Origin of the sequence: Muricoccus harenae (genome assembly GCF_009848505.1) — a bacterium.
Taxonomy (GTDB): domain Bacteria; phylum Pseudomonadota; class Alphaproteobacteria; order Acetobacterales; family Acetobacteraceae; genus Roseomonas; species Roseomonas harenae.
In genome coordinates, this window is the sequence record NZ_WWDL01000001.1 from 436,774 (window position 1) to 461,020 (window position 24,247).

A 24,247-nucleotide genomic window follows, 5' to 3' on the forward strand; every position below is an offset into this window, starting at 1 on the left:
CTTCCCGCCCGGCGCCGCGATACCCGCCCCGCCCGCGGGACCTTCGGAGGGCCACGCCCCGTGATCCCCGCTCTGATGCCAAACTACAACCGTGCCGATCTCGCTTTCGAGCGGGGTGAGGGCGCCTGGCTGTGGGATGCGCAGGGCCGACGATTCCTCGATTTCGGGGCCGGAATCGCGACCAGCAGCCTCGGCCATGCGCATCCGCATCTGGTGCAGGCGATCGCCGACCAGGCCGGGCGGCTGATGCACAGCTCCAACCTCTACCGCGTGCCGCAGGCCGAGCGCCTTGCCGCACGGCTGGTCGAGGCGACGCCCTTCGCGGACAGCGTCTATTTCTCGAATTCGGGCGCCGAGGCGAACGAGGCGATGATCAAGGCGGTGCGGAAGTACCACGCCGCCAGCGGCCATCCCGAGCGCTTCCGCACCATCTGCTTCGAGGGCGCCTTCCACGGGCGGACGCTCGCGATGATCTCGGCCACGGGCAACGCCAAGTACCTGGAGGGCTTCGGCCCGCCGGTCGATGGCTTCGACCATGTCCCCTTCGGCAACATGAACGCCGTGCGCCAGGCGATCACGAAGGAGACGGCGGCGATCATGATCGAGCCGGTGCAGGGCGAGGGCGGCGTGCGCCCGGCCGACCTGCGCTTCCTGCAGGAGCTGCGCGCCACCTGCGACGAGTTCGGCATCCTGCTCGCGCTCGATGAGGTGCAGACCGGCATGGGGCGTTCCGGCAAGCTCTGGGCCCATCAGTGGGCCGGGATCGAGCCGGATGTCATGTCCAGCGCCAAGGGCATCGGCGGCGGCTTCCCGCTGGGGGCGACGCTGGCGCGCGAGAAGGTGGCCGAGCATCTGAAGCCCGGCACCCATGGCAGCACCTATGGCGGCGGACCGCTGGCCTGCACCGCCGGCAATGCGGTGCTGGACGTGATCCTCGCCCCCGGCTTCCTCGAGACTGTGGACCGCGTGGCGCGCCATCTGTGGCGCGGCATGGAGGCCCTGGCGCAGCGTCACCCGAAGGTGGTGACCGGCGTGCAGGGCGCAGGGCTGCTGATCGGGCTGAAGCTGACGGATGCGGTGTCCAACACCGAGATGCAGGGCGCCGCCGTGGCGGAGGGCCTGCTGACGGTGGCGGCAGGGATGAACGTGCTGCGCGTGGCGCCGCCGCTCATCATCACCGAATCGGAAGCCGATGAGGCGCTGCGCCTGCTCGACCGCGCCTGCCTCCGCATGACGCCGGGCGAGGCGAAGGCGGCGGCGAAGTGAGCGCGGCCTTGAAGACGGTGGAGGGGGGGCTAACAGCCCCCCGCCACTTCCTCGAGGTGATGGATTTCGACGCGCCGACGCTGCGCCGGATGCTGGACCTCGCGCGTGATGCCAAGGCGGGCCGCGTGCCGGGCAAGCCGCTGGCCGGCAAGAGCGTGGCGCTGATCTTCGAGAAGCCCTCCACCCGCACCCGTGTCTCCTTCGAGGTGGGAATCACCCAGCTTGGCGGCCATGCGGTGGTGCTCTCGGGCCGCGACATGCAACTCGGGCGCGGCGAGACGCCGGAGGATACGGCCAAGGTCCTGTCCCGCTACGTGGACGCCATCATGCTCCGCACCGACAATGTCTCGAAGCTGCGCGGGCTGGCGGAGCATGCGACGGTGCCCGTGATCAACGGGCTTACGGATGTGTCGCATCCCTGCCAGATCATGGCGGACGTGCTGACCTTCGAGGAGCATCGCGGCCCGATCGCCGGCCAGACGATCGCCTGGACGGGCGACGGCAACAACGTGGCCCAGTCCTTCATCCAGGCCGCCGCACGCTTCGATTTCACCCTTCGCCTGGCGACGCCCGACGCGCTGCGCGCCCCCGCCGAGTTGGTGGCCTGGGCACGGCGCGAGGGCGCGCGGATCGAGGAGACGGACGATCCCATCGCCGCTGTCCGCGATGCGCGCTGCGTCGTGACGGATACCTGGGTTTCCATGTCGGACGAGAAGCCCGATGCGGCCACGACCAACCGCCACAACCTGCTGGCGCCTTATCAGCTCAATGCCGCGCTGATGCGCCATGCGGCGCCGGATGCCATCGTGATGCACTGCCTGCCGGCGCATCGCGGCGAGGAGATCACCCAGGAGGTGATCGACGGGCCGCAGAGCGTGGTCTTTGACGAGGCGGAGAACCGGCTGCACGCGCAGAAGGGCGTGCTGCTCTGGGCGCTGGGAATCGGTTGATCCCCTGCCCGCTCGCGGGTGGTTGACGCAAATCAACATCGTTCCGGCTGGCGGAGGAGTAGACTGGCCCCAGGCAAGAAGCCTGGAGGAAACCCATGTCGACTCCCACGATGGACACCCTGTCCGCCCGTGACCTGATGTCGCGGGAGGTGGCGAGCGTTCCTGCCTCGATGCCCGTCGCCTCCATCGCCCGGCTTCTCGCCGAGCGTGGCCTTTCCGCCGTGGCGGTGACCTCGGCCAGCGGGACGCTGCTCGGCATTGTGACCGAGCTGGACCTGATCCGGCGGCTCGGTGGCAGCGGGGAGGGGCGGGCGGGCTGGCTCCACCGCATCTTCGGCAGCCGGGACCGCGATGCCGAGCGCTACGCAAGGCTGCATGGCACGCTGGCCGAGGATGTGATGACCCGCGAGGTCGTCACCGTCGGCGAGGATGACTCGGCCGAGCGCATCGCGCGGCTGATGGAGGAGCGGGGTATCCGCCGCGTGCCGGTGGTGCGCGACGGCGAACTAGTGGGCATGGTTTCCCGCGCCGACCTGCTCCAGGCCGTGATGATTCCGCCCGCCCCTGCGGGCAGCGAGAAAGCGGAGGATGAACGCATCCGCGAGGCCGTCTGGAAGGAAATCCGCGAGCAACCCTGGGCGGATGCCTTCTTCACCTTCGTGGAGGTGAAGGACGGGGTGGTGCAGTTCCAGGGCTTCGCCCGCTCCGCCGCCGTCCGGCGTGGGCTGCAGGCCATCGCTCATGGAGTGCCGGGCGTGAAGGGCGTCGAGGACAATATGGAGGAGGGCATACCCCGCAGCGCCCTCTACTGAACAGGGCGCCATGCGCAGGGCGCAACGGAATGGCCCTGTCACCATGGCGGGGCGCTGACTATGTAGGGCGGGTGCAAGATGTCACCCGCCCCTCCGAAACGCCTGATTTCCTCAACCATGAACGGCCCCCCGTGCCGGATACGGTGGTTCCGCGCGCCATTCTACCTTTCCACCTGGAAGGGCGGCCGGTGCGTGGCCGCCTGGTGCGGCTGGGCTCCCTGGCTGATGCGCTGATCGCCCGCCACGACCTGCCGAACGATGTCTCCCGCCTGCTCGGCGAGTCCCTGGCCCTGGCCGCCGGGCTGGCGGCGGCGCTGAAGTTCCGCGGCTCCTTCTCGCTGCAGGCCAAGGGTGATGGGCCGGTGCCCATGCTGCTGGCCGACTGCACCGATTCTGGTGAGATCCGCGGCTATGCCCGCGCCGAGGGTAGCCCCCAGGGCGAGGCGGGCGCGCTGCTGGGCAAGGGCTATCTGGCCTTCACCTGCGACCAGGGGCCGGACATGGACCGCTACCAGGGCATCGTCGCCATCGAAGGCGAGACCCTGGCCGAGATGACGGATTCCTATTTCCGGACTTCCGAACAGCTCCAGGCCTTCGTACGCCTGGCTTGCCGCCGCAGCCCGCAGGGCTGGCGCGCCACCGCCCTAATCCTGGAGCGCGTGGCCGCCCAGGGCGGCCTCGACGGGCTGGACACCGAGGCGGCCGATGATGCTTGGCACACTGCCAGCACCCTGGCGGGGACGATCACGGAAGCGGAGATGCTGGACGATGCGCTCCCGTCCGAGCAGCTGCTGCACCGGCTCTTTCATGCGGAGGGGCTGCTGGTCGACCGGCCGCGGGCCCTTTCCTATGGTTGCCGCTGCTCCCGTGCCCGCTTGGCCGGCGTGCTGCAGGGGTTCCCGGAGAGCGACCTGGACGAGATGGCCGATAACGGCCTGATCACCATGAACTGCGAGTTCTGCAATCTCGCCTTCCGTTTCGACCGGGCAGAGGTGAGGGGTGGCGCTGGGCGGGCCTGATCGGGTAACGCGGAGTCCTCGTTTTCCGGGGATTCCGCACCGCCATGATCGGACGTCGCCTTGCGCTCGGCGCGCCTCTCCTATTGCTCGCCTGCGGCGGGCGGGAGCCCCCGCCCGCCGCGCCGCGTATCCAGGGCTACGCCTGGCTGACGCCGTTGCGGCTGAACGTGGCGGATCTGGAGGTGATCGAGCGGCCCGTTGATGGCCGGGTGGACCCCCCGGCGCCGCTGGTTCCCTCGGCTGAGGTGGCGCGGATGGGGCGGGACCGCCTCATCCCCTCTGGCACCACCGGCCGCGCCCGCTTCGTGGTGGAGGCCGCGACCCTGACCCGCAGCGGGGATGCCATCGCCGTGCTGCTGCGCGCGCGGGTGGAGGTGCTGGACAATGACCGCCGTGTCGCCTTCGCCGTGGCCGAGGCGCGGCGTAGCCTGACCGGCACCGCCGATAGCGGTTCCGCGCGCGCCCGCGCGGCCGAGGAGGTCGTCGCCCGCGCCATGGATGACCTGAACGTGGAGTTCGAGCTCCAGGTCCGCCGCAACCTGCGCGACTGGCTGTTGGACACCACGCCGACCGCCCCGGTGGCGCCGGTGGACTCGCCCGATGGCATCCAGCGGCAGGACCTGCCCCGGGGCTGAAACGAAACCATCGGCCGGTTTGCCGCGCTTTTCCTTCCATCGAAGGAGAAACCGCCATGAACCGCACCCGCCTCGCGACCCTGTTGCCGGCCCTGGCCCTGGGCGCCGGCCTCGCGGCCTGCGCGCCTTATCCGGCCGATCCCTATTACGGCTCCTACGCCACGCCGGCCCAGAGCTATGTCGCCGCCCCAGGCTACGGCGCCACCTATACCACGCCGATGCCGGCCTATATCGGCCAGGGCGAGTACCGTCAGGTGCCGGCGGCCCAGGCTTATGCTGGCGCCCCCTATGCCGCCACCCCGGCTGTCGATCCCTATTGCCGGGAGGCCTATGCCGCCGCCGCCGGTGCGCAGCAGCAGGCCGCCATCAGCGGCAGCTATGCGGATGCGGCGCGTGCCGACCGCACCGCGGGCTTCTACCGCCGCGATTGCTGAGTGCCGCCGCGCGGCGCCCGGGCCGGGCGCCGCGCGGGCTCAACCCTCGAAGGTGCCGCTGCGGCCGTTGATGATGGAGAGGAACTCGCGCCTGGTGGCGTGATTGTCCCGGAAGGCGCCGAGCATCGTGCTGGTGACCATGGTCACACCATGCTTGTGCACGCCGCGCGTGGTCATGCACTGATGCGCCGCCTCCAGCACCACCGCGACACCCACGGGGTCCAGTACGTCGTTGATGGCCGTCGCGATCTGCGCCGTCAGCTTCTCCTGGATCTGCAGGCGCTTGGCGAAGGCATCCACCACCCGCGCGAGCTTGCTGATCCCGACCACGCGCCCACGCGGCAGGTAGCCGATATGCGCGCGGCCGATGATGGGCACCATGTGGTGCTCGCAATGGCTTTCGAGCCGGATGTCGCGCAGCACCACCATCTCGTCATAGCCCGCCACCTCTTCGAAGGAGCGCTGGAGGAGCTGCACGGGATCGGTGCCATAGCCCGCGAAGAGCTCGCGGTAGGAATTCGCGACGCGCTTGGGGGTGTCGAGCAGCCCTTCCCGATCCGGGTCGTCCCCGGCCCAGAGCAGGAGGGTGCGAACGGCCGCCTCGGCCTCGGCCTGGGTCGGACGGCGGTGGCCCGCCTGCTCGGCCGGAACGGCGGTATCCGGAAGGGCCTCAAGGCCAGGCTTGGATGCAGTCATGATACGTTCCTCCGGGTGCGGCCGGGCCGCGGCGACAATGGGCGCGGCGGCGCCGCAAGCTTCGGGCACGGCCGGTCCGCGATGCCGTTCGGCGCGCGGGCAGATGAGAGCGCTGGCCGGACCTTGCTGCCCGGTCCCGTGCGGCGCAGGGGCCGCATCTGCATCAGTTCAGCGTCAACTGTCCATGCGGGCTGTCGAGGCTGAAGGCGGGGATCTCGGCGTCGAAGCGCTCGCCCGTATCCGTGACGATCATGTGGTACTGCCCGCGCATGAAGCCTGAGGAGGTCGCGAGTGGCGTGCCCGAGGTATATTCGAAGACCTCGCCGGGCTCGAGCACCGGCTGCTCGCCCACGACGCCGTCGCCATGGACATGCTGCGTGCGGCCCATGCCGTCGGTGATGGCCCAGCTGCGCTTGAGGAGCTGCACGGTCTCGCGCCCCTCATTGGCGATGCGGACACGGTAGGCCCAGACATGGCGGCCTTCCTCCGGGTCCGACTGGTCCGCAAGGTAGAAGGCGCGCACCGTCACGCGCAGGCCGCGCGTGACCGCGGTGAAGGCGGTGGTCTCATTCATCCGGAATCTCCCCGCACAGTGATGCCGGTCATCGCACAGATGCGCATGGTTCCCGGTATTTCCACTTGCGTTGCCCCGGTTGCGCTCGCATGCGGCATCCCCGGCGCACCGACGCGTATTGCCTCCGGCGCGCTCACGCGCGACGTCCCAGCAACGCCGTGGCCACCCCCGCGCCGATCAGCATGGTGCTGCCGGTTCGGTTGAGGATACGCCGTGTGAGCGGGCGGCGGATGGCACTCGAAAGCCGGCCGGCAAGCAGCGCGTAGCCCAGCGCATTCCCCGCCCCGAGGATGACGAAGCTGCCAACCAACAGCCCCGCCTGCGGCAGGAAGGGGCGCGTGGGATCGAGGAACTGCGGCACGAAGGCAATGAAGAAGGCGATGCTCTTCGGGTTGGTGGCGGTGACGAGGAAGGCCTGCATCCCGGCGCGGCGGGGCGGCAGTGGGGTCGGCGCGCCCTCAACCGGGGCGCGCCACATCCGCAGCCCGAGCCAGATGAGATAGGCCGCGCCCGCCCATTTCAGCACGGTGAAGGCAAGGGCTGAGGCGGCGAGCAGCGCTCCCAGCCCGGCAAGCGAGAGGCTCATCGCCAGCGCATCGCCGGCCGCGACGCCCGCCACCAGAGGCAGGGTGGATCGCCGGCCGCCGCCCAGCGACTGGCCGAGCACCAGCAGGATGGTCGGGCCGGGGATGACCAGCAGGGCCGCGGCCGCCGCCAGGAAGGCGAGCCAGGTCTCAAGGTTCATCGGCGTCCTTTCCTCAGGGCTGGGGTCCTCAGGGCCTGGGTCCTCGGGTTCCGGTTGGCTCAGACCCGCCGGGCGGCGGAGCGTGCCACCCGTCGCCGCCCCGCGTCCATTATGCGTCCGGGCACGCTTCCTGGGCGGGCTGGTCCTGCCGTGCCGGTTCTGCCCCTGCTGTCAGCGAGCGGGGCTGGCCGCGCGTGGAACCTCGCCCGTCTTGCCGCCGCCCGCTGCCTTGGTGCGCAACCCGTCCAGCGCCTGGGTCAGGTCATCGACCAGGTCCTGCACGTCTTCCAAGCCGACGGAGAAGCGTACGGTGCCGTCATTGATGCCGAGCCGTGCGCGCTCCTCCGCCCCGACCTTCATATGGGTCGTGGTGGCGGGGTGGGTCACCATGCTGCGGGCGTCGCCCAGGTTGTTGGAGATGTCGATCAGCTTCAGCGCGTCGAGCACGCGGAAGGCCGCTTCCTTGCCGCCTGCCACGTCGAAGGTGACGAGCGTGCCGCCGGCCGACATCTGTTTCTTCGCCAGCGCCTGCTGCGGATGGCTGTCGAGGAAGGGGTACAGGGTGCGTGACACCTCCGGCCGCGTGGCGAGGAAATCCGCCAGCTTCGCGGCGCTGGCACACATGGCGGGAATGCGCAGGTGCAGCGTCTCCAGCCCCTTCAGGACCACCCAGGCGTTGAACGGCGAGATGCTGGGGCCGGTGTTGCGGATGAAGGGCGTCAGCACCTCGTCCACCCACTTCTTCGTGCCGAGCACGGCGCCGCCCAGCACGCGACCTTGGCCGTCGAAATGCTTGGTGGCGGAATAGACGACTACATCCGCGCCCATGGTCAGCGGCTTCTGCAGCAGCGGCGTCGCGAAAACATTGTCCACAACTACGATGGCACCGGCCGCATGGGCCATTTCCGCCACAGCCGGGAGGTCCACAAGTTCCAGCATCGGGTTGGAGGGGGTTTCGAGCAGCACCATGGCGCAGGGCTTGCGGAAGGCATCGCGCCATTGGTCGAGATCGGTGCCGTCCACGAACACCGTCTCGATGCCGTAGCGCGGCAGCAGGGTGGAGACGATCCAGTGGCAGGAGCCAAACAGCGCGCGGGAGGCGACGACGCGGTCGCCGGCCTTGAGGTGGGACAGCATCGCCGCATGGACCGCCGCCATGCCGGAGGCAGTGGCGCGGCAGGCTTCGGCGCCCTCGAGCGCCGCCAGCTTGTTCTGCAGCGCCTCGATCGTGGGGTTGCCGAAGCGGGAATACTGGTAGTGCGTGATGTTGCCGAGGAAGGTGTCCTCGGCCTGCTGCGCCGTCTCGTACATAAAGCCGGAGGTGAGGTGCAGCGCCTCGGACATCTCGTCGAAGCTGCTGCGGTTCTGGCCGCCGCGAACGAGCAGCGTGGCAGGGCGAAGGGGGGCGTCCGGGAGGGTCCTGGGCATTGCGGGTTCCATCAAGTCATGGATGGCCCGGTCGGGCGGGGAGCCCCCCGCCACGGCCGTTTAGCGCGTTTATTTAGGCTCGCCGCAAGCTGGCCGACAAATCGCGAGCGCCGTCGCGCCGGGCGCGGAAGCGGGGCGAAGCTAGTCCCCCGGCCGCCCAGGGGCAAGGGGCAGGGAGAAGTGCGACGAACGGCGGATTGCGCGCCCGGATGCCCTGCGCTAGGTGTGGGACGGAGCGCGGGCGTAGTTCAGAGGTAGAACGTCAGCTTCCCAAGCTGAATGTCGTGGGTTCGATTCCCATCGCCCGCTCCAATTTCCCGATCGAGCCACCCCTCGGGGGTCCGAAATCTCGTAGATCCTTTCTGGGCCTCGCCTGCTGCCGATCGGCAGGGGAGGAAGTGCATCAGGCCCGCTTTCTGGCGAGGGATTAGCAGGCAGAACGGCTCGTTAAGAATCGTGTTCCCGAATCGTTCTCGGTCGGTCTAGCGTCCGCCCATGAGCGACATCCTAGACCCCCATGCCCCTCCCGCCGATTTAGACGTGCTGGCTGCCCGACACGCCGAGCAGCTCTACCGGTCCGCTGTGAAGCGAGGGGTGCCGAAGTGGCAAGCCTGGGAACAGGCGGTTGCTGTCTTCGCGGCGCATCATCCGAGCTGGCCAATGCCCCTGGTTGAGCGGGAGGCGGCCCGGACAGTTGGGGCCCTCGTCCTATGCCAACGTGCCGCCGAGGCTATTGCGAACCGGCCTGCCCGCAAGCCGCCGCTGGATCTGTTGGTAGATCTGGCGACGCCGGAGACGCCCGACAGCATGCGGGCCCTCATGCGCGTGGAAGGCATAGGCTCCGGCACAGCGTCGATGTTCCGTGGCGCATGGAAAGTGCCAGCGAGTGCGCGACCGATAGCGAACCGCATTCCGCTGGGCCGTTTGCTAGCTCGTGAGAGCATGCAGACGGTATAAGCCGCTTGGCGGGGCAGCTCAGGTCTAACTCGGGCGAGGACCGCGGCCGCGCTGAGCGCGCGATATCCAGTTGTAGGCGACCGACATAAATTCAATCTGCAGACGCTTGTTGCGGTTATGAGATGAAAGGTATGGTTCCGTCACCAGATCAGGGGGCGTCGATGCTCAAGGCATTGTGGAACCAAGGTCCTGTAGCAATCTGCCTTGCGGCCATAGGGCTGCCTTCCCTCACAGCAGTGATTGGTGCCGCAGCCTTCGAGGCGTCGGCACTTAAGCCATGGTACGGGGCAGTTCTCGGTGGGTTCATCGGACTGTGCTGGTTAGTAGGCCTCGCCTTAGAACTGCGGGCCGACCGACACGAGGCGTGAACCCGCCGAGCGCATCGCCTCAGTGCCCGGTTCGACCAGCAGACCTACGGCTTCGGCACTGGAACAAGCCGGTTCCGCCAATGTGCATCGAAAAGGCTGAGTTCCCTGGCTCACTCTGGGAATAGCATGGTCGACCTGACGCCCTGGGCTGTCCCGTACTCGACGAAGACCCGCGCCCGATCATCCGCGCCAGGATCAGCGGTGACCTCGACCAGGATTAGGCGGACATAGCCCCTTTGGTGGCCGAGCAGTGGCCATGAGTTGAATTCCCTGAAGGATACTGAGTAACGCTCGTCGCTCCACAGGTACCGCTGCAGTGCGGCATTCACCTCAGTTACCTTCTCGGTTCAGTGTTGACCGAGGGGGCCAGACCTCTCGGCGGCATAGCTTCCGCCCGCAGCCTTCCGGTTCCCTAGGCGCCCAGCCCAGGTCGTCCCTACCCAAATGCCGTCCAGAATATGTCACGGGCAACCGTGAGCATGATGATCGCGGTGACCACGGGGAGCAGCGCGACCAGCGCCAGCACCCTCATGTCGAAGCGTTGTTCCCGGCTGATTTTACCCATTGCCAAGTCTCCTTGGGATCGCCTCGGTGTTGGCATTTCTCCCGGCAGAACACTAAGCCCGCCAGCCGTATTTCCTCACTCCAATTTCGTTCCGGGTGCGGGACACAGACGTGAGGGCTTCGCGGAATCCGCCATCACCCTTTGAGCGGAAGCAGATCCTCCGCCAAGTTCATGACGGCCGGATGTTCGCCACAGCCCTCTCCAGAGCGGCGTCGTCATACTCGGGCGGATCGGTAGTGATGACGTCGTTATGCATAACCAAGTCGGTCATCTTTCGGAACTCGGTCTGCAGGAAGCCGTGAGGGTCTGGCGCGGTGGACACCAGCCATGTCCATTGGCGGGCAATCGTGATCCGGAACACAGCTATGGTTAGCCTTCCGTGATGGGGTGGTGTGCGGGGTCATGCTGCGGGCTGCCGGCAGGGGATCGGAGCGCTGGGCGGGCCGTGGCGCCGCAGCTCCTCGGGCACCTCCCGCCACCGTCCTCAGTCAAAGGGGGGCGGGTGAACCCTTCGTGCTCGGCCCAGCTCGAAAGCCCAGGAGGCAGCGCTTCGTCGTCCAGGATCTCCGTGGCACCAACCAGCATCTGCGCGACAATGCCCTCCACCAGCGGCCGCACCGTCTCCATAGAGAGGACCGTCAGCAGGGCTAGAGCGATGTCGCCGGCGCTCCCGTCGACCACGCTGGAGAGCAGCTCGCTTCAGGCTTCCCGCACGCTCCTTCTTGTGAGGCGCATTCCCCCTCCCTTGAAGTCAGAAGCACCGGCTCGACGCGAACCTAAGTTGGCGCGGCTTCGCCCCAGGGCGGCCTGGCCGCGCCGGAAAGGCGCGCGCAAGCCCCGGATCATGGCCGACGGCGCAGGGCTCACCCTCCAGGGGGGCGGCGCCTCCGCATGGGACAAGGGACGGGCAGGGAGGAAGCCCAGGGTGACCAGGGGCGCGTGCGGAGGGCCATGGGCCGGGCCGCATAGCGCCTCGATCCGATGGAGGCTGCATGCACCGACCCGCGACCCTTTCGCTCCTCGCCCTGCTGGCTGCCTGCGGTTATTCGGATTCCCGGATGGCCCATCAGGCCCAGATCGACATGATGGGCATGAGCGCCGCCGATCTTCAGGCCTGCGCCGGCATTCCGGACAAGACCAAGCGCATCGACGGGCGCACCGAATTGTTCAGCTACGCCGTCAAGATCGACTCGCCCGGTGGGGTGGAGGTGAACCTGCCGGTGATCGGCGGCTACACGATCGGCGGCAGCGGCACCTCCTGCGCCGCTACCGTCCGCCTCACCGACAACCGAGTGAGCGGCCTCTTCTACAGCGGCAACAACGACCGCCCGGTGGGGCAGGATGGCGTCTGCGCCCCCATCATCCGCGGCTGCATGCGCCGCCCGCCGAGCATGGCCTCGGCGGAGGAAAGCTCGGCCACCGCCTCGGCCCATTACCAGCCACCGGCTCCGGCTGAGCCCGCGCCGCCCCCGGCCCCCACCGTGTTCCGGATGGAGACCGTGGGGCGCTGACCGCGGCACGCATTTCGCTGGCCTCAGACCGATTTGGCGGTGGTTTGACGCCTGTTTGACGGCGTTATGCACGGCAGGTGTTCGTCTTGGTTCAAGGCTGTGGGTCCGATGGCCATCCGCCCGATGCCGACCCCGCAATGTAACCAAAGGAACCTTCCATGTCCGACAAGAGCATCGCGAAGACTCCCGTTCTCCGTACTCCGGCCAAAGCGGTTGCCGATGCCGGCCGCGTCTCCACCGGCGGGCTGCAGCGCGCGGTTATCCGGACGCTTCCGAAGGCCATCGCCGATGCCGGCCGTGTTTCCACGGGTGGCCTGCAGCGCGTGATCTGACTGCACTTCCGCACCGCCCGGGCCCTTGGCCCGGCCGGCGCCGGCGCCGATCATACTTCGATCGGCCCATAGAATGAACGAGTGGAACAGACGACATGGACAGCGCGGTCACCGCTAACCCTTCCGTGCTTTCGGACGCGCAGGCTGCGCTCCAACAGACGGCGTCCGAGCCGATCGTCCGGTTCCACAATCTCTTCCCCGGTTGCCGCCCGCCGCAGCGCGCCGCCCGGGACGGGCACGGCACCATCCCGATCCGGGCCTATCGCCATTGCGAGGCCCTGTGCTCCGCTGCCGCCTTCGGCTGGCACGTGTTCCCGCCCATGGATTTCCAGCTCGTTTGGGACGGCAGCACCGACGTCCAGTGGACCTATGACGGAGCCGAGGGCTGGTACCAGCTGGACGTCGCCCAGTTCCCGCATTTCGCTGGCCGCTTCGATGAATCGGCACCGGAGGATGCGAAGGGCTATTCGCCGCCCTTCCTGGCCAATTTCGTCGAGCCCGGCGTGGTCCAGATCTGGACAGGGCTCGTGGCGCGCACCGCGCCCGGCTGGAACCTGCTGCTGCGCCCGCCGGCCAATGTGCCGCGCGATCTCGGCTACGAGCATTTCGAGGGCATCATCGAGACCGATCGCTGGTTCGGCCCGCTCTTCTTCAACGTTCGGCTGACTCGCACCGGCGTGCCCGTGCGCTTCCGCGCCGGCTACCCGCTGATGCAGGTGCAGCCGGTGCGACGTGCGACGGTGACGGACGCGCTGCTGGACAACTTCGCAGTCTCCGATGGGCTCGAATCCTTCAGCGAGGCCGACTGGGATTCCTTCCGCCAGACAGTGGTGAAGCCGAACAAGGACCCGAACCGCCGGAGCGGCGCCTATGCGGCCGAATCCCGCAAGGGCAAGAGGCGCGAGGAGCAATCTGCATGACCAGCGCCGCCGCCTCTCCCCGCCTGCGCGGCCTGGTCTGGGCCCTGCTCGCCGTCACGGTCGCCGCGGCCCATCCGGCCCTCACCCGCCTCGGCGTCACCCAGCAGGCGATGACGCCGCTCGAGCTGGCGACGCTGCGCTATGGAGTGGCGGGCGTGGTGCTGGCGCCTGTGCTGCTTCACTCCGCGGGCAGGTTGACGCGGCGCGACTGGAGGGAGGGCTGCATCCTTGCCTGCTGCCAGGGCACGCCGCTGGCGGCGCTGATCGCGATGGGCCTGATCTATGCGCCGGCGGCGCATGGGGCGGCGCTGACGCTGGGGCTGATGCCGGCCATCACGCTGCTGCTCGGCCTGATCGGGGGGCGGCATCCGGCGAGGCATGCCTGGGCGGGGGCGGCGGTGATCGCGGCCGGCGCCATCCTCCTCACGCTACTCGACCTCGGTGCCGGCGGCTCGGCCCTGATCGGCCATGGGATGTTCGTAGTGGCGGCGGTGATGGGCGGGATCTACTTCATGCGCCTGCGCGGCTCGGGCTTCTCCGCAATGGAGGGGGCCGCCTTCGTCGCGGTGCTGTCCGGCCTCGGCGGGGTGGTCGTGCTCGCGCTCACAGGCGGGGTTTCCCACTTCCTCCGGATCGCCCCGGAAACGCTGATGGTCCAGGCGGTGTTCCAAGGGCTTCTAGTCGGCGTGCTGACGATGGTCGCGATGAACCGCGTGATCGCGCTGCTGGGCTCCACCGAGGCGACGGTCTGCCTGTCCCTGGTACCGGCGATGGCTGCGCTTTTCGCCATTCCCGTCCTGGGGGAGGTGCCCACGGTCACGGAGGCGATCGCCATCGGGGCCATGGTGGTGGGCGCCTTGCTGTCGTCCGGCCGTTTCACCGCCACGGGCGGCCCTGGTTTCGTCCGGGTGAACCCGATCCGGTGCCTACGGCGCCTCCGCGCGGCCGTCCGGTCCCGCTCGCCCATCCTGTCCCGGCGCGACGCCCCGGCCGGCTAGAGCGACAGGGACACCGCGATGCCGAAGGAGAAGCAGATGGTCCAGCTCAAAGTCTCCGAGGAGCAGATGCGCCTCGACCAGATGATCCAGCGGCTGGCGAAGACGGCGCGTTCGAGCGGCCTGAACGCGGCGGGGGGGCTGCTGGAGGCGTTGCGCGAGGCATTGGCCGCCCAGCATTCCCACTCAGCCAACGCGGGGAGCTGACCGGCCCGCGGCTGGGTCCATCGCTGCGACGCTGGCACGGCCGGCCGTCGCTTTCCCAACATTGGTTCCGTTTCTTCGAGCTGACCGCTCCGACCGGATCGAGACGCGCGACGGGCCGGTTGTGCCCGGGCCAGAACGGCCGGGAGGAGTTCCAGGATGCGACGAATGCCAGATCCCCGGCGGCCGGACACGGGCACGCTGTTCGCCGCCCGCGCGCTGCTGCAGCTCGCCTCCGAAACCCTAGCGCTGGGCTGCCTCTTCGAGCGGCGCGGTGACGCGTATATCCGCGTACCGGTCCACCGGCGGCAGCAGATGGCGGGCTGCGAATGGCATTGCCGCCGGCTCGGTGGGCTGTTGCGCCGCGTCTCCTACACCTTCGAGCCGCTCGACGGCTGGATTTCCCTGGCGAAGGAGGCTCCAGAGCGGGTGGCCGCGCTGTACCGGAGCATCCTGCGCCGTCCGGACATTGCAGCGACGGAGCTTATCTGGCGCTCGGATGTCTTCGCGCGCCGGCTGGACGGCTATGTCCTCGCCTTCCCGGCCGGAAGCTACAATCCGCTGAACCCATGGAACACGGTGCGGGGCGCGGTCCATCTCAACGGCTCGGCCGAGGCCGGCTTCGAAGCGGCGCCACGCCTGGGGCCCGGCCGGCTCTGCCTGTCTGTCGAGGCGGTGGAGCGCGGGTTGCTCTTCCTGGGCGGATGTGACCGGACTGCGGATGTGCTGCGGGCCACGCGGCAGGAGGGCGTGGCGGGCACGGCCGGCCGGCTGGAGGTCTCGGTGCCGGAGGGGGAGGGCTGGTCGCTCGAGGACCTGACCCTGCCGGATGGCGAGCGCTTCACGCCGCTGGGCCTGTTCCAACTCCTGCTCGACGGCGGCGACGGGGCGCAGGGCGGATGGAGCACCGAGACATCCGCCTCACCGGCCCTGCCAGCCTGGTGGGGGGCGATGCCCTTCCTGCCCGGGCAACTCGTAAGGGAGGCGGTGCTGCGCCGGCTGCACGGGGCGGCGCTCCGATCGGCGCTCACCTAAGATGCTGCAGGCGGTCCTTTATCCCGGGGACCGCCATCGCCATAATCCCCCGCTATGGTTCCTCATTCCGGCGGCAGGCCGGGCGAGCAGGCAGCGTCATGACCTTTCCGTCGCTTCCGCCGCAGGGCCTACGCGATGGGTCCCCCTTGTCCTGCCCGAGATCGCGCCCCCAGGTGAGGCTGTTCGGCCCGGTGCGGATGCTGGACGAGGCTGGGCAGGAACGCCCCATTCCCACGCGAAAGGCCCGGGCCTTGCTGGGCTTCTTGCTGATGGCGCGCGGCCGTCCGGTGAGCCGCGCGCGGCTCGCCGCCTTGCTCTGGGAGCGCTCCGCCGAGGCGGAGGCGCGCGCCAGCCTCCGCCAGGCCATGCTGGAGCTTTCCAGGGCCTTCGGGGATGTTCCCGTGATCCAGGCGGACCGGGAAAGCCTCCGGATCGATCCCGGCTGCTGCGAGGTAGATGCCTTCGCGCCGCTGGCTGTGGGCGAGACGCTCTGGTCCGAGGCCGCGCCGCCGCCGCTGATGGACGGGCTCGACGCCATCGGGGACGAGTTCGGCGAATGGCTCCGCGCCGAGCGCGAGGCCGTGCTCGCGCGCTTCCGGACGCTGCACGAGACTGCGCTGGCCGAGTTGGAAGCGCAGCCGGACGGGAAGGAGGCCGCGATCGCGGTGGCGCGGAGCCTCGTGGCGCTCGATCCGGCGCATGAGCCGGGCTGGCGCGCGCTGATGCGCCTGCTGGCTGTGTCCGGGAATCGCGGGCAGGCCCTGTCTGAATATGCGCGGTGCCAGGAAGCTCTCCGACATGCGCTGGATGTCGAGCCCTCCGCCGAAACCCGCGATCTGGCGACGCGGCTGCGCATCGGCACGGCATCGGTGGTCCTCACGCCCATGGCCCCGGCCGTGGAGCGCCGGTTGCGGGTCGGTGTGGTGTCCGGCGTGGATGATTCGCTCGCCACCGCCTATGCTTGTGACGCGGCGCTGGAACTGGTGCGTTACCGGCATTTCGACGTGCTCGACCCGGCCTGCCTCGGCGGAACCCGAGAGTGGTCCCCGAATGCCCTGCGCGGCTTCGGGCTGGACTACGTCGTCAACATCACCATCCGCCAGCAGGACGGGGGGAGCCGCCTGCTTTGCTCGCTGATGGAGGTGTCCGAGCTGTCCCGCCCGGTCTGGAGCGAGCGCGTGCCGCTCGATTCCAATGCCGGCAGCGTGGAGACGGAGGTGCTGGCACGGCTGATCGCGCGGCTGGAGCCGGTCATCCTGCACACCGAAGGCACGCGGCCGGTGGCCAGGCATGCGTCGGACGCGAGCGAGATCGTCATCCGCGCCATTCCGCTGCTGTTCAGCATGGAGGGCGCGCGCTTCCGCCGCGCCGGGCAGATGCTGGCGGAGGCAGTGACGCTTGAGCCGGAGAATGCGATGGCGGCGGCCTGGGCCGCGCAATGGCATGTGTTCCAGATCGGCCAGAGCTGGGCGCCCGATCCTGGCGTGGCGCTGGAGGAGGCGGAGCGGCTCGCCGTGCTGGCCATGAGTCTCGATCCGGAAAGTGCGGAGGCGGCCGCGATCTACGGCCATGTCTCCTCCTACCTGCACAAGGATTTCGACAGCGCGGCCTATTATCTCGGTCGGTCGCTGGAGATGAATCCGCATCTGGCCTCGGCCTGGGCCCTATCGGCGGCGACGCATGCCTATTCGGGCGATCCGGCGGAATCACTGCGGCGGCTTGAGCGTTACCGCACGCTCGCGCCCTTCCATCCGCATGACCGGATCCTGAGCCAGATCTTCACCACGGCCTACACCTTGGGCGGCGAGTTCGAGAAGGCGCTGGTCTTCGGCCGCCGCGCGGTGCGGGCCGCGCCGGGCTTCGTCAACGGATACAAGCCGGTGCTGGCCTCGCTGGGCCATCTCGGCATGCAGCGGGAGGCGAAGCCGATCCTCGCCTCGCTGCTGAAGGTGGAGCCCGACTTCAACGTGCAGGGTTTCGTGAGCGCTTATCCCTTCCGCCGGGCCGAGGACCGGGAGGCCTATGCGGAAGGGCTTCGCCTCGCCGGGGCGCCGAAGGGATGAGTGGGGCCTTCAGGGACTGGGAAGCGGTGCTTCCATATCGTCATCCATCACCCGGTCGATGAAGTCGCCGACCAGCAGCTTCAGCGCGGCCAGGGAGGGCAGGTCCATCACCATGGCGATGTAGCCGCGGATGCTGCGGTCCCGCACCGAGAAGTTGATGTAGAGGAAAAGGACGAGCCCTGCCTCCACCGTTTCCCGCGGGTAGTCCAGCAGCACCCGGCCGTCGCCCCGCAGCACCTCGGGCAGAGACATGGTGAGGGAGCGGCGCAGCATGTTCGCCATGGTGGCAAGGCAGCCGTTGAGGATGATGTTCCCGGTCTCGGTCAGGGCCTCCCGCTCCATCTCTTCGAGGTCCTCGGGCGGGATGTCCTCGCCCACCACGGCACGGACCAGCTCCAGCCCGTTGGCCTGGGGGAAGATGAGCAGCGCGCGGCCGCGGAAGGCGCCGGAGAAATCCTGACGCACCGCCACCAGGTCCTCGCCTTCGCGTTCGGCGATCAGGGTGGCGGCGGTGGCATGGGGGATGACTTCGACGGAAGGGACGGAGAGCAGCACTTCACCGCCCACCATCTTGCGGAGGCTGGCGGCGGCGCGGCTGACGCCGATATTCACCAGCTCCGTCAGCGCATCGCGCTCTATCTCACTGAGGGTGACGTCGGGCCGGGTCACCGGGCAGCCGCGCGGAGCCGCAACGCGGCGCCGGAGACGAAGCCGCGCAGCGCCTCCTCCGTCACTGGCTTCGGTACGAAGGTGGCGTTCACCGCCCGGGCACGGGCGATCACCTCGTCCTGCACATTGGCGGTGATGATGGCGATGGGCATGGAGGGGTGCAGCGCCCGCATCTCGCCGGCCAGGGTCAGGCCGTCCATGCCGGGCATGTTGTAATCGATCAGCACGAGGTCGATCCCGCCCTCGGCCAGGCGGGTGAGCGCGTCATCGGCATGGCCAGCCTCCACCCGCGTCCAGTCCGGCTGCAGGGCGGCGATCGCCTTGCCGGCGACAATGCGGGCCAGCTTGCTGTCGTCGACGATGAGGACGGTGGTCGGCATACGGTGCTCCAGGATCGGGGCAGAGCCGGAGGCCGGCCCGCCGCGATGAGATGGGCATTCTAGACGCTGCGGCGCAGCATCAAAAGCGGTACGAGCCAACGGGCCGTGAAGGGGTCGCCGGGCGGGCCGTCCAGGGGTGGACGCAGCGCCAGCAGAACCTGCACCACGGCGGCATGCAGCGGACCGGCGGCGGTCAGGTCCACGCGGCGTCCATCCCCATCCTGAAGGAAAACCAGGAGGGGTTCGGCATCCTCCACCCGGCACTCGCCTTCCAGCCGGATCGTGCTGCCATCGAGGCGAAGGCTCATCCGACCAGCTCCGGCAGGTCCAGCACCATCAGCACGCAGCCATCGCCGAGCAGGGCGGTGCCGAGCAGTCCGGGCATGCCGCGCAGCAGTCCGCCCAGCGGGCGGAGCAGCACGTCGAGCCGCCCGGTGAAGCCATCGACCTCCAGCCCCACGCGCGCCGCGCCGGTACCGGTGACCAGCACGCGGGCGGCACTGCCACGGGGTGGCACCGGTAGGCCGAGCAGGGCGGAAAGACGCAGCAGCGGCACGGTGCGGTCACGCAGGACGAAGGCCTCGGCATCGCGCAGGGGCAGGATGCGCTCGGCGGGGATGCGGGCGGTTTCGGAAACCATCTCCGCCGGAATGCCGAAGGCCTCGCCGCCGGCGCGCACCGTGAGCACCGTGGTCACCGAGGCGCCCTGGGGTAGGGAGAGGCGGATCGTCGTGCCCGCGCCCGGCGTGCTGGAGAGGGCAATGCGGCCGCCCATCGCCTCGACGGCTACGCGCACCGCGTCCATCCCGACGCCGCGGCCGGAGATGTCGGTCACCGCGCTGGCGGTGGAGAGGCCGGAGAGGAAGACGAGGTCGAGAGCGGCGGCATCCTCCAGCGCCTCGATGGCGGCGGGCTCCATCAACCCCCATTCGCGTGCCACCTGGCGCAGCCGGGCCGGGTCCAGGCCGCGCCCGTCATCGGAGAGTTCAACGAGGACACCTTCGCCCTCCCGACGGGCTACCAGGGCGATGCGGCCTGCGCGCGGCTTGCCAGCGGCCTCGCGGGCGGCGGGCTCCTCGATGCCGTGATCGATGGCGTTGCGCAGCAGGTGCAGCAGCGGCTCGAACAAACCGTCAACGATAGCCTTGTCGGCCTCTACCGCCTCCCCCTGGATGGTGAAGGCGACCTCCTTGCCCAGCCTTGCCGCGATGTCCCGCACCAGGCGCGGAAAGCGGACGAGGCTGCGGCCGAGCGGCACCATGCGCAGGCCCAGCATGGCCCGGTGCATCGCATCCGCCAGGCGCTCGATCCCCGCATGGCTTTCCGCCAGTGCGCGGGCGAAGGCGGGATCGGTCGTGCCCGCCTGGGCAACGAGATGGGCAAGGCCATTCTTCGCGACGATCAGCTCCCCCGCGAGGTCCACCAGCGCATCAATGCGGCCGGCGTCCACGCGCAGGCTGCGCGAGGTGCTGGAGGCCGGGAGCGCGGTTGCCGGCTGGGCCGGCGCGGGGATTTCCGCCAGCGCCACCTGATCCGCGACGAGGCGCAGGACGCGGCGGATTTCGGCGGCGGGGGCGGTGCTGGCGGCCTCGATGACGAGGTTGCAGGCGAAGGGATCCATCCCCTCCACGGGCCAGGGTGCGCGTGGGGCGATGTGGAGCGCGGCGAGCTGCGGAACGGCGCGGATCAGCGCCATCGGGTCATCGCCGAGGAAAAAGCAATCCGGCGCCGGTACGTAGCGCAGGGCGGTGACGGCCTGCCCGGCGGCACGGGCGCGGGCAAGGGCCTCCGCCTCCCGCGCCGCCAGGGCGGGCAGCCAGTCCGGCGCGGCCGGACTTTCGGCCAAGGGGGCGGCACGCGGGGCGGGGGCATCGCCGGCCAAGGGCTGACGCAGTGCCGCCTCCAGGGCTTTCCCGCGCATCGGGGCGTCTTTTGGCAGCGCGCCGCTGGTGGCGATGGAGTCCACCCAGGCTTCGCTCGCGCCCACCAGCTCCAGCAGCAGGTCGATCGTCGCTCTGTCCAGTGCCAGCTGGCCGGCGCGCAGCGCCTCCAGCAGGTCTTCTCCGGCATGCAGCGCCGCGGCCATGGGCGCGAGGTCGAAGATCGCGACCGAGCCCTTCAGCGTGTGGATGGAGCGGAAGGCGCCATCCAGCCGGGCCGCGTCGGCGGGGTCGCGTTCCAGCGCGAGCAGGTCGTCGGCGGCCTGCTGCACCAGTTCGCGCGCTTCGGTCAGGAAGGTTTCGAGCAGCTCGCTCATGTGGCGGGCCGCTGGTAGACGACGGCATCCTCGAAGCGGCGCGGCGTGAAGCGGTCCGAGATGCGGGCCATGGATTCCGTGTGGCCGAGCAGCAGGAAGCCGCCCGGCTCCAGGGCCTCGAACAGGGTGCGCGCGGCGCCGCGGCGGGATTCCTCATCGAAGTAGATGAGGACGTTGCGGCAGAAGATGACGTCGAAGCGGCCCTGTGCCGCCATGGAGGCGGGATCCACCAGATTCGCCTCCGTGAAGCGCACGGATTCCCGCAGGTCCTCGATAAGGCTGCGCTGCCCGGCATGGGGCGGCTCGAAGTAGCGGGCGGCGACGTCCGGCGGCAGGCGGGAGAGGGCGCGTTCGCCGTATTCGCCTTGCAGCGCCGCCGCCAGCGCGTCGCTGTCGATATCGGAGCCGATGATCTCGATGTTGTAGGCATCGACCATCGGCCAGTTCTCCAGCAGCCAGATGGCGATGGAATAGGGTTCCTCGCCGCTCGAGCATGGCATGGACCAGATCCGCACCAGGTCGCCAGGGCCGCGCTTCGCGACGATCTCTGGCAGGATGGAGCGGCCGAGGCAGCGGAGCTGGTGCTCCTCCCGGTAGAAATAGGTTTCGTTGACGGTGAAGCTGTTGACCAACTGGCCGGCTTCCGTGGGACTCGCGCGCAGCAGGTTCATGTAGGCATCGAAGGAGTGAGCACCGGAGCGTTCGATGCGCTGCGCCACGCGCCGCTCGATGTAGTAGCGCTTGGCCTCGCCATAGGACATGCCGGTGCGGCGGTAGAGGAAGTCGCAGAGGCGCTGCAGATCTTCGGCGCTCAGCACGCTTTCGGGTGCGGCCGTGCTCATGCGAGCCAGTCCGCCAGCAACCCGGCGATGTCCTCCAACGGCGTGACGGCCTCGGCCCCGCCAGCCCGCACCAGTTCACCCGGCATGCCCCAGATCACGGCGGTCTCTTCCGCCTCGGCGATGGTGCGGCCGCCGGCGGCGTGGAGGCGCGTCATGGCGGCGGCACCGTCGTCGCCCATGCCGGTCATCAGCACGCCGATGAGCTGCACCGGGGGGATGTGCTCCATCGCGCTGTCCACCAGCCGGTCCACGCTTGGATGCCAGCGATGCGCGGGATGCGAGGGGGCGGCGAGAACAACGGGCCCGCCCAAGCGGGAGCCGAGGATGACGTCGGCATCGCCGCGCCCGACATAGGCATGGCCCGGCAGCAGGGGAGTGGGGCGCGTCACCTCCTGCACGGTGAGGGCGCAGAGCTTGTCGAGGCGCCGGGCCAGCGGACCGGTGAAGGTCGCGGGCATGTGCTGCGCGATGACAATCGGCCAGGGGAAATCGGCGGGCAGGGGAGCGAGCAGCGCATCCAGCGCCGGCGGACCGCCGGTGGAGCAGCCGACCAGGACGATTCCTGGCACAGCTCCTGCCATGGGCCGCGGCATGGCCTCCGGCATCGGGTCCGGCATGGTATCGGCCGCAGGCCTGGCGGCGCGGAGCATGGATAGGCGGACGGGCCTCGCCGGCGCCGCGGGACGCATGCCGGCGCGGAGCCGAACGCGCTCCGACAGCCGGTGGCTGCTGCGCAGCTTCGCCCCGGCTGCCGCGCGCACCTTCTCCACCAGCGTCGGCGCCAGCTCGTCGATGAAGAGGGAGGCGGCGCCGGCGGGCTTGGCAAGGAAATCCACCGCGCCCAGCCGCAACGCCTCCAGCGTCGCCTCCGCCCCGGCCGCCGTGAGGGAGGAAAGCATCACCACCGGGACCGGCCGCTCCAGCATGATGCGGTCCAGGCAGGTGAGCCCGTCCATGCGCGGCATCTGGATGTCGAGCGTCACCACGTCCGGCGGGTCCGAGGCGATGGCTTCCAGCGCCTCCATGCCGTCACGGGCGAAGAAGACCTCGAAATCGCCCTGCGTCGCGAAGACGCCGCCGAGGAGGCGGCGCATCAGCGCGGAATCTTCCACAATGAGGAGTCGAATCACGGGCCGGAGGCGGCTTTCTTCGTCTTGGGCGCGTCCGCCGCACCAGTGGTCCGGGCGGCGAGGGCGGCCAGAAGGTCGCGTTCGGCCCCATCCAGCAGGGCGCGCGGATCGATCAGCAGGATCATGCGCCCGCCGCGCTCCACCCGCGCCACGCGGTCGAAGATGCGGGCCCCGCCTGCCGTCAGCTCCGGCGCCGGGGACAGGTCGGCGGCCGGAATGGGCAGAACCTCGGAGACGGCATCCACGGCGAAGCCGGCGCGGACGCCGTCGATCGTCACAACCACGATCCGCCCGCCCGCCTGCGAGCCGCTGGTGCCGAAGCGGTCGCGCTGATCGATCACCGGCAACACGGCCCCCCGCAGGTTCATAGCGCCAACAACGAATTCAGGGGCGCGCGGGATGCGCGTCAGGGTCTCGGGGCGGCGCACCACCTCGTCCACCGCGGCGATGGGAAGGCCGTAATGCTCATCGCCCAGGCGGAAGACGACGAAGCGCTCCGCCGCGCCGGCGTGCTCGGTATCGGAAGCCATCCCGTCATTCTCCCTCGCCGTGCGGGACGCGTCCCGGGCCGCCTCGGCGAGCCGCGCCGCCGTCTCATCGTCGAAGAGCCGCGCCGGGGCGAGCACGGAAACCAGGCGCCGCCCCTCCTCCAGCCGCGCGATCGCCTCCACCCGCGCCTCGCCCAACCCGCGCGAGAGCACGGGCGGCACCGGGTCGAGCGCCGATTCCGGCACCCGAAGGATCGCCCTCATGGCATCCACCACCAACCCTACCGCATGGCCGCCCAGCCGCGTGACGACGATGCGGGCCGCCTCGGCGGTCGCGTCCGTCGCCGGCAGGCCGAGCAGCGCGTGCAGGGAAACCAGGGGCAGCAACCCGCCCCGGAAGGGTACGACGCCGAGCATCGCCTTTCCCGTGCGAGGCAAAGCAACCACCTCGGCGGGCAGGCGCGCCACCTCGGCCACCTTGTCGAGAGGCAGGGCGTAGTCCTGGCCGCCGACGCGGAAGGCAACGAGGGCGAGCGTCTCCTCGGCCTCCGGCCCGGCGGCGTCCGGTGCGGCCATGGCTGGTGCGGCGGCACGGCGGGGGCCGCCGCGCGCCAGGGCGCTGAAGTCACGGGCCAGCAGGGACGGCAGGTCGACCGACCGGGCGTCGGCGCCGCGCCCGAGGCTTGCGACCGAATCCACCAGCAGCCCGACGGGGGCGCCACCATCCACCACCACCACCCGGCTGGCCGGGGTTGGGGCGGCGGCCTCCCGGCCCAACAGCCGGGCGAGGGACAGCACGGGCAGCACCGCGCCGCGCAGGTTGGACAAGCCCAGCAGGCTGGCGGGGGCGTGCGGCACGCGGGTGAGGGGGGCGGGACGCAGCACCTCCCGCACCGTGGCGGCGGGCAGGGCGAGGATCTCGCCCGCCACGCCGACGGTCAGGACATCGCCGGCGATGCCCGGTGCGGACAC

General features: G+C 69.7%; 25 protein-coding genes, 1 tRNA gene and 1 riboswitch. Of the genes, 14 read left to right on the forward strand and 12 right to left on the reverse strand.

Annotated features, from left to right (window positions below):
• The first annotated feature begins 60 nt into the window (after window positions 1–60).
• The 6 genes from GSE44_RS02020 to GSE44_RS02045 all read left to right on the forward strand — a co-directional run bounded on the left by GSE44_RS02020 (window position 61) and on the right by GSE44_RS02045 (window position 5,116).
• Window positions 61–1,266 (forward strand): aspartate aminotransferase family protein, encoded by a 1,206-nt coding sequence (locus GSE44_RS02020; RefSeq protein ID WP_201305883.1) that lies wholly within the window; start codon window positions 61–63, stop codon window positions 1,264–1,266.
• On the forward strand, window positions 1,263–2,216 hold the full coding sequence (gene argF / locus GSE44_RS02025; protein WP_159346722.1) for an ornithine carbamoyltransferase: 954 nt from the start codon (window positions 1,263–1,265) through the stop codon (window positions 2,214–2,216). The genes GSE44_RS02020 and argF overlap by 4 nt, the downstream gene beginning before the upstream one ends.
• Window positions 2,217–2,311: 95 nt before the next feature.
• A complete protein-coding gene (locus tag GSE44_RS02030; protein WP_159346725.1) occupies window positions 2,312–3,028 on the forward strand; it encodes a CBS domain-containing protein in 717 nt (238 codons plus the stop codon).
• Between the two features lie 29 nt (window positions 3,029–3,057).
• Entirely contained in the window at window positions 3,058–4,047 is a 990-nt protein-coding gene (hslO, locus tag GSE44_RS02035; RefSeq protein WP_159346726.1) for an Hsp33 family molecular chaperone HslO, read from the forward strand.
• A 44-nt stretch (window positions 4,048–4,091) separates the two neighbouring features.
• Window positions 4,092–4,682, forward strand: a complete 591-nt coding sequence (locus GSE44_RS02040) for a hypothetical protein (RefSeq protein ID WP_159346727.1) — start codon at window positions 4,092–4,094, stop codon at window positions 4,680–4,682.
• A gap of 56 nt (window positions 4,683–4,738) precedes the next feature.
• Window positions 4,739–5,116, forward strand: coding sequence for a hypothetical protein (locus GSE44_RS02045; RefSeq protein ID WP_159346728.1), 378 nt, complete (start codon window positions 4,739–4,741; stop codon window positions 5,114–5,116).
• Between the two features lie 39 nt (window positions 5,117–5,155).
• On the opposite strand, the gene folE is transcribed toward GSE44_RS02045, so the two are convergent.
• From folE to metZ, 4 genes are all read right to left on the reverse strand, one after another.
• Window positions 5,156–5,812 (reverse strand): GTP cyclohydrolase I FolE, encoded by a 657-nt coding sequence (folE, locus tag GSE44_RS02050; protein WP_159346729.1) that lies wholly within the window; start codon window positions 5,810–5,812, stop codon window positions 5,156–5,158.
• A 163-nt stretch (window positions 5,813–5,975) separates the two neighbouring features.
• A complete protein-coding gene (gene apaG, locus GSE44_RS02055) occupies window positions 5,976–6,386 on the reverse strand; it encodes a Co2+/Mg2+ efflux protein ApaG (RefSeq protein ID WP_159346730.1) in 411 nt (136 codons plus the stop codon).
• A gap of 133 nt (window positions 6,387–6,519) precedes the next feature.
• A complete protein-coding gene (locus GSE44_RS02060; protein WP_159346731.1) occupies window positions 6,520–7,131 on the reverse strand; it encodes a LysE family translocator in 612 nt (203 codons plus the stop codon).
• Between the two features lie 171 nt (window positions 7,132–7,302).
• Window positions 7,303–8,559 (reverse strand): O-succinylhomoserine sulfhydrylase, encoded by a 1,257-nt coding sequence (gene metZ / locus GSE44_RS02065; protein WP_159346734.1) that lies wholly within the window; start codon window positions 8,557–8,559, stop codon window positions 7,303–7,305.
• A gap of 40 nt (window positions 8,560–8,599) precedes the next feature.
• A riboswitch (SAM riboswitch) is annotated at window positions 8,600–8,677 on the reverse strand.
• A gap of 119 nt (window positions 8,678–8,796) precedes the next feature.
• On the opposite strand from metZ, the gene GSE44_RS02070 reads away from it, so the two are divergent.
• Window positions 8,797–8,871 (forward strand) — tRNA-Gly (locus tag GSE44_RS02070).
• 1,449 nt (window positions 8,872–10,320) lie between these two features.
• On the opposite strand, the gene GSE44_RS26125 is transcribed toward GSE44_RS02070, so the two are convergent.
• Entirely contained in the window at window positions 10,321–10,449 is a 129-nt protein-coding gene (locus GSE44_RS26125; protein WP_268893613.1) for a hypothetical protein, read from the reverse strand.
• A gap of 992 nt (window positions 10,450–11,441) precedes the next feature.
• On the opposite strand from GSE44_RS26125, the gene GSE44_RS02075 reads away from it, so the two are divergent.
• The 7 genes from GSE44_RS02075 (at window position 11,442) to GSE44_RS02105 (ending at window position 17,509) form a co-directional block, all read left to right on the forward strand.
• Window positions 11,442–11,960, forward strand: coding sequence for a hypothetical protein (locus GSE44_RS02075; RefSeq protein WP_159346736.1), 519 nt, complete (start codon window positions 11,442–11,444; stop codon window positions 11,958–11,960).
• Window positions 11,961–12,118: 158 nt separating this feature from the next.
• On the forward strand, window positions 12,119–12,292 hold the full coding sequence (locus GSE44_RS02080; RefSeq protein WP_159346738.1) for a hypothetical protein: 174 nt from the start codon (window positions 12,119–12,121) through the stop codon (window positions 12,290–12,292).
• Window positions 12,293–12,387: 95 nt separating this feature from the next.
• Window positions 12,388–13,212: a DUF6065 family protein gene (locus GSE44_RS02085; protein ID WP_159346740.1), complete on the forward strand. Its 825-nt coding sequence runs from the start codon at window positions 12,388–12,390 to the stop codon at window positions 13,210–13,212.
• Complete coding sequence (locus GSE44_RS02090; RefSeq protein ID WP_159346742.1) at window positions 13,209–14,210, forward strand: DMT family transporter; 1,002 nt, start codon at window positions 13,209–13,211, stop codon at window positions 14,208–14,210. Before GSE44_RS02085 ends, GSE44_RS02090 begins: the two co-directional genes overlap by 4 nt.
• 36 nt (window positions 14,211–14,246) lie before the next feature.
• Window positions 14,247–14,414, forward strand: a complete 168-nt coding sequence (locus GSE44_RS02095) for a hypothetical protein (RefSeq protein ID WP_159346744.1) — start codon at window positions 14,247–14,249, stop codon at window positions 14,412–14,414.
• Between the two features lie 165 nt (window positions 14,415–14,579).
• The gene (locus GSE44_RS02100) at window positions 14,580–15,446 is read left to right on the forward strand and encodes a hypothetical protein (protein ID WP_159346746.1); all 867 of its coding nucleotides are present in this window, start codon (window positions 14,580–14,582) and stop codon (window positions 15,444–15,446) included.
• Window positions 15,447–15,619: 173 nt separating this feature from the next.
• On the forward strand, window positions 15,620–17,509 hold the full coding sequence (locus GSE44_RS02105; RefSeq protein ID WP_159346748.1) for a BTAD domain-containing putative transcriptional regulator: 1,890 nt from the start codon (window positions 15,620–15,622) through the stop codon (window positions 17,507–17,509).
• A gap of 9 nt (window positions 17,510–17,518) precedes the next feature.
• On the opposite strand, the gene GSE44_RS02110 is transcribed toward GSE44_RS02105, so the two are convergent.
• The 7 genes from GSE44_RS02110 to GSE44_RS02140 are packed head-to-tail and all read right to left on the reverse strand — an operon-like array spanning window position 17,519 to window position 24,247.
• Entirely contained in the window at window positions 17,519–18,178 is a 660-nt protein-coding gene (locus GSE44_RS02110) for a chemotaxis protein CheX (protein WP_159346750.1), read from the reverse strand.
• Window positions 18,175–18,558, reverse strand: coding sequence for a response regulator (locus tag GSE44_RS02115; RefSeq protein ID WP_159346751.1), 384 nt, complete (start codon window positions 18,556–18,558; stop codon window positions 18,175–18,177). Before GSE44_RS02115 ends, GSE44_RS02110 begins: the two co-directional genes overlap by 4 nt.
• A gap of 59 nt (window positions 18,559–18,617) precedes the next feature.
• Window positions 18,618–18,866, reverse strand: coding sequence for a hypothetical protein (locus GSE44_RS02120; protein ID WP_159346753.1), 249 nt, complete (start codon window positions 18,864–18,866; stop codon window positions 18,618–18,620).
• Window positions 18,863–20,815, reverse strand: a complete 1,953-nt coding sequence (locus GSE44_RS02125; protein WP_159346755.1) for a chemotaxis protein CheA — start codon at window positions 20,813–20,815, stop codon at window positions 18,863–18,865. Before GSE44_RS02125 ends, GSE44_RS02120 begins: the two co-directional genes overlap by 4 nt.
• The gene (locus tag GSE44_RS02130) at window positions 20,812–21,657 is read right to left on the reverse strand and encodes a CheR family methyltransferase (RefSeq protein ID WP_159346757.1); all 846 of its coding nucleotides are present in this window, start codon (window positions 21,655–21,657) and stop codon (window positions 20,812–20,814) included. Before GSE44_RS02130 ends, GSE44_RS02125 begins: the two co-directional genes overlap by 4 nt.
• Window positions 21,654–22,787, reverse strand: coding sequence for a chemotaxis-specific protein-glutamate methyltransferase CheB (gene cheB / locus GSE44_RS02135; protein WP_159346759.1), 1,134 nt, complete (start codon window positions 22,785–22,787; stop codon window positions 21,654–21,656). The genes GSE44_RS02130 and cheB overlap by 4 nt, the downstream gene beginning before the upstream one ends.
• On the reverse strand, window positions 22,784–24,247 hold the full coding sequence (locus tag GSE44_RS02140) for a chemotaxis protein CheW (protein WP_159346761.1): 1,464 nt from the start codon (window positions 24,245–24,247) through the stop codon (window positions 22,784–22,786). The genes cheB and GSE44_RS02140 overlap by 4 nt, the downstream gene beginning before the upstream one ends.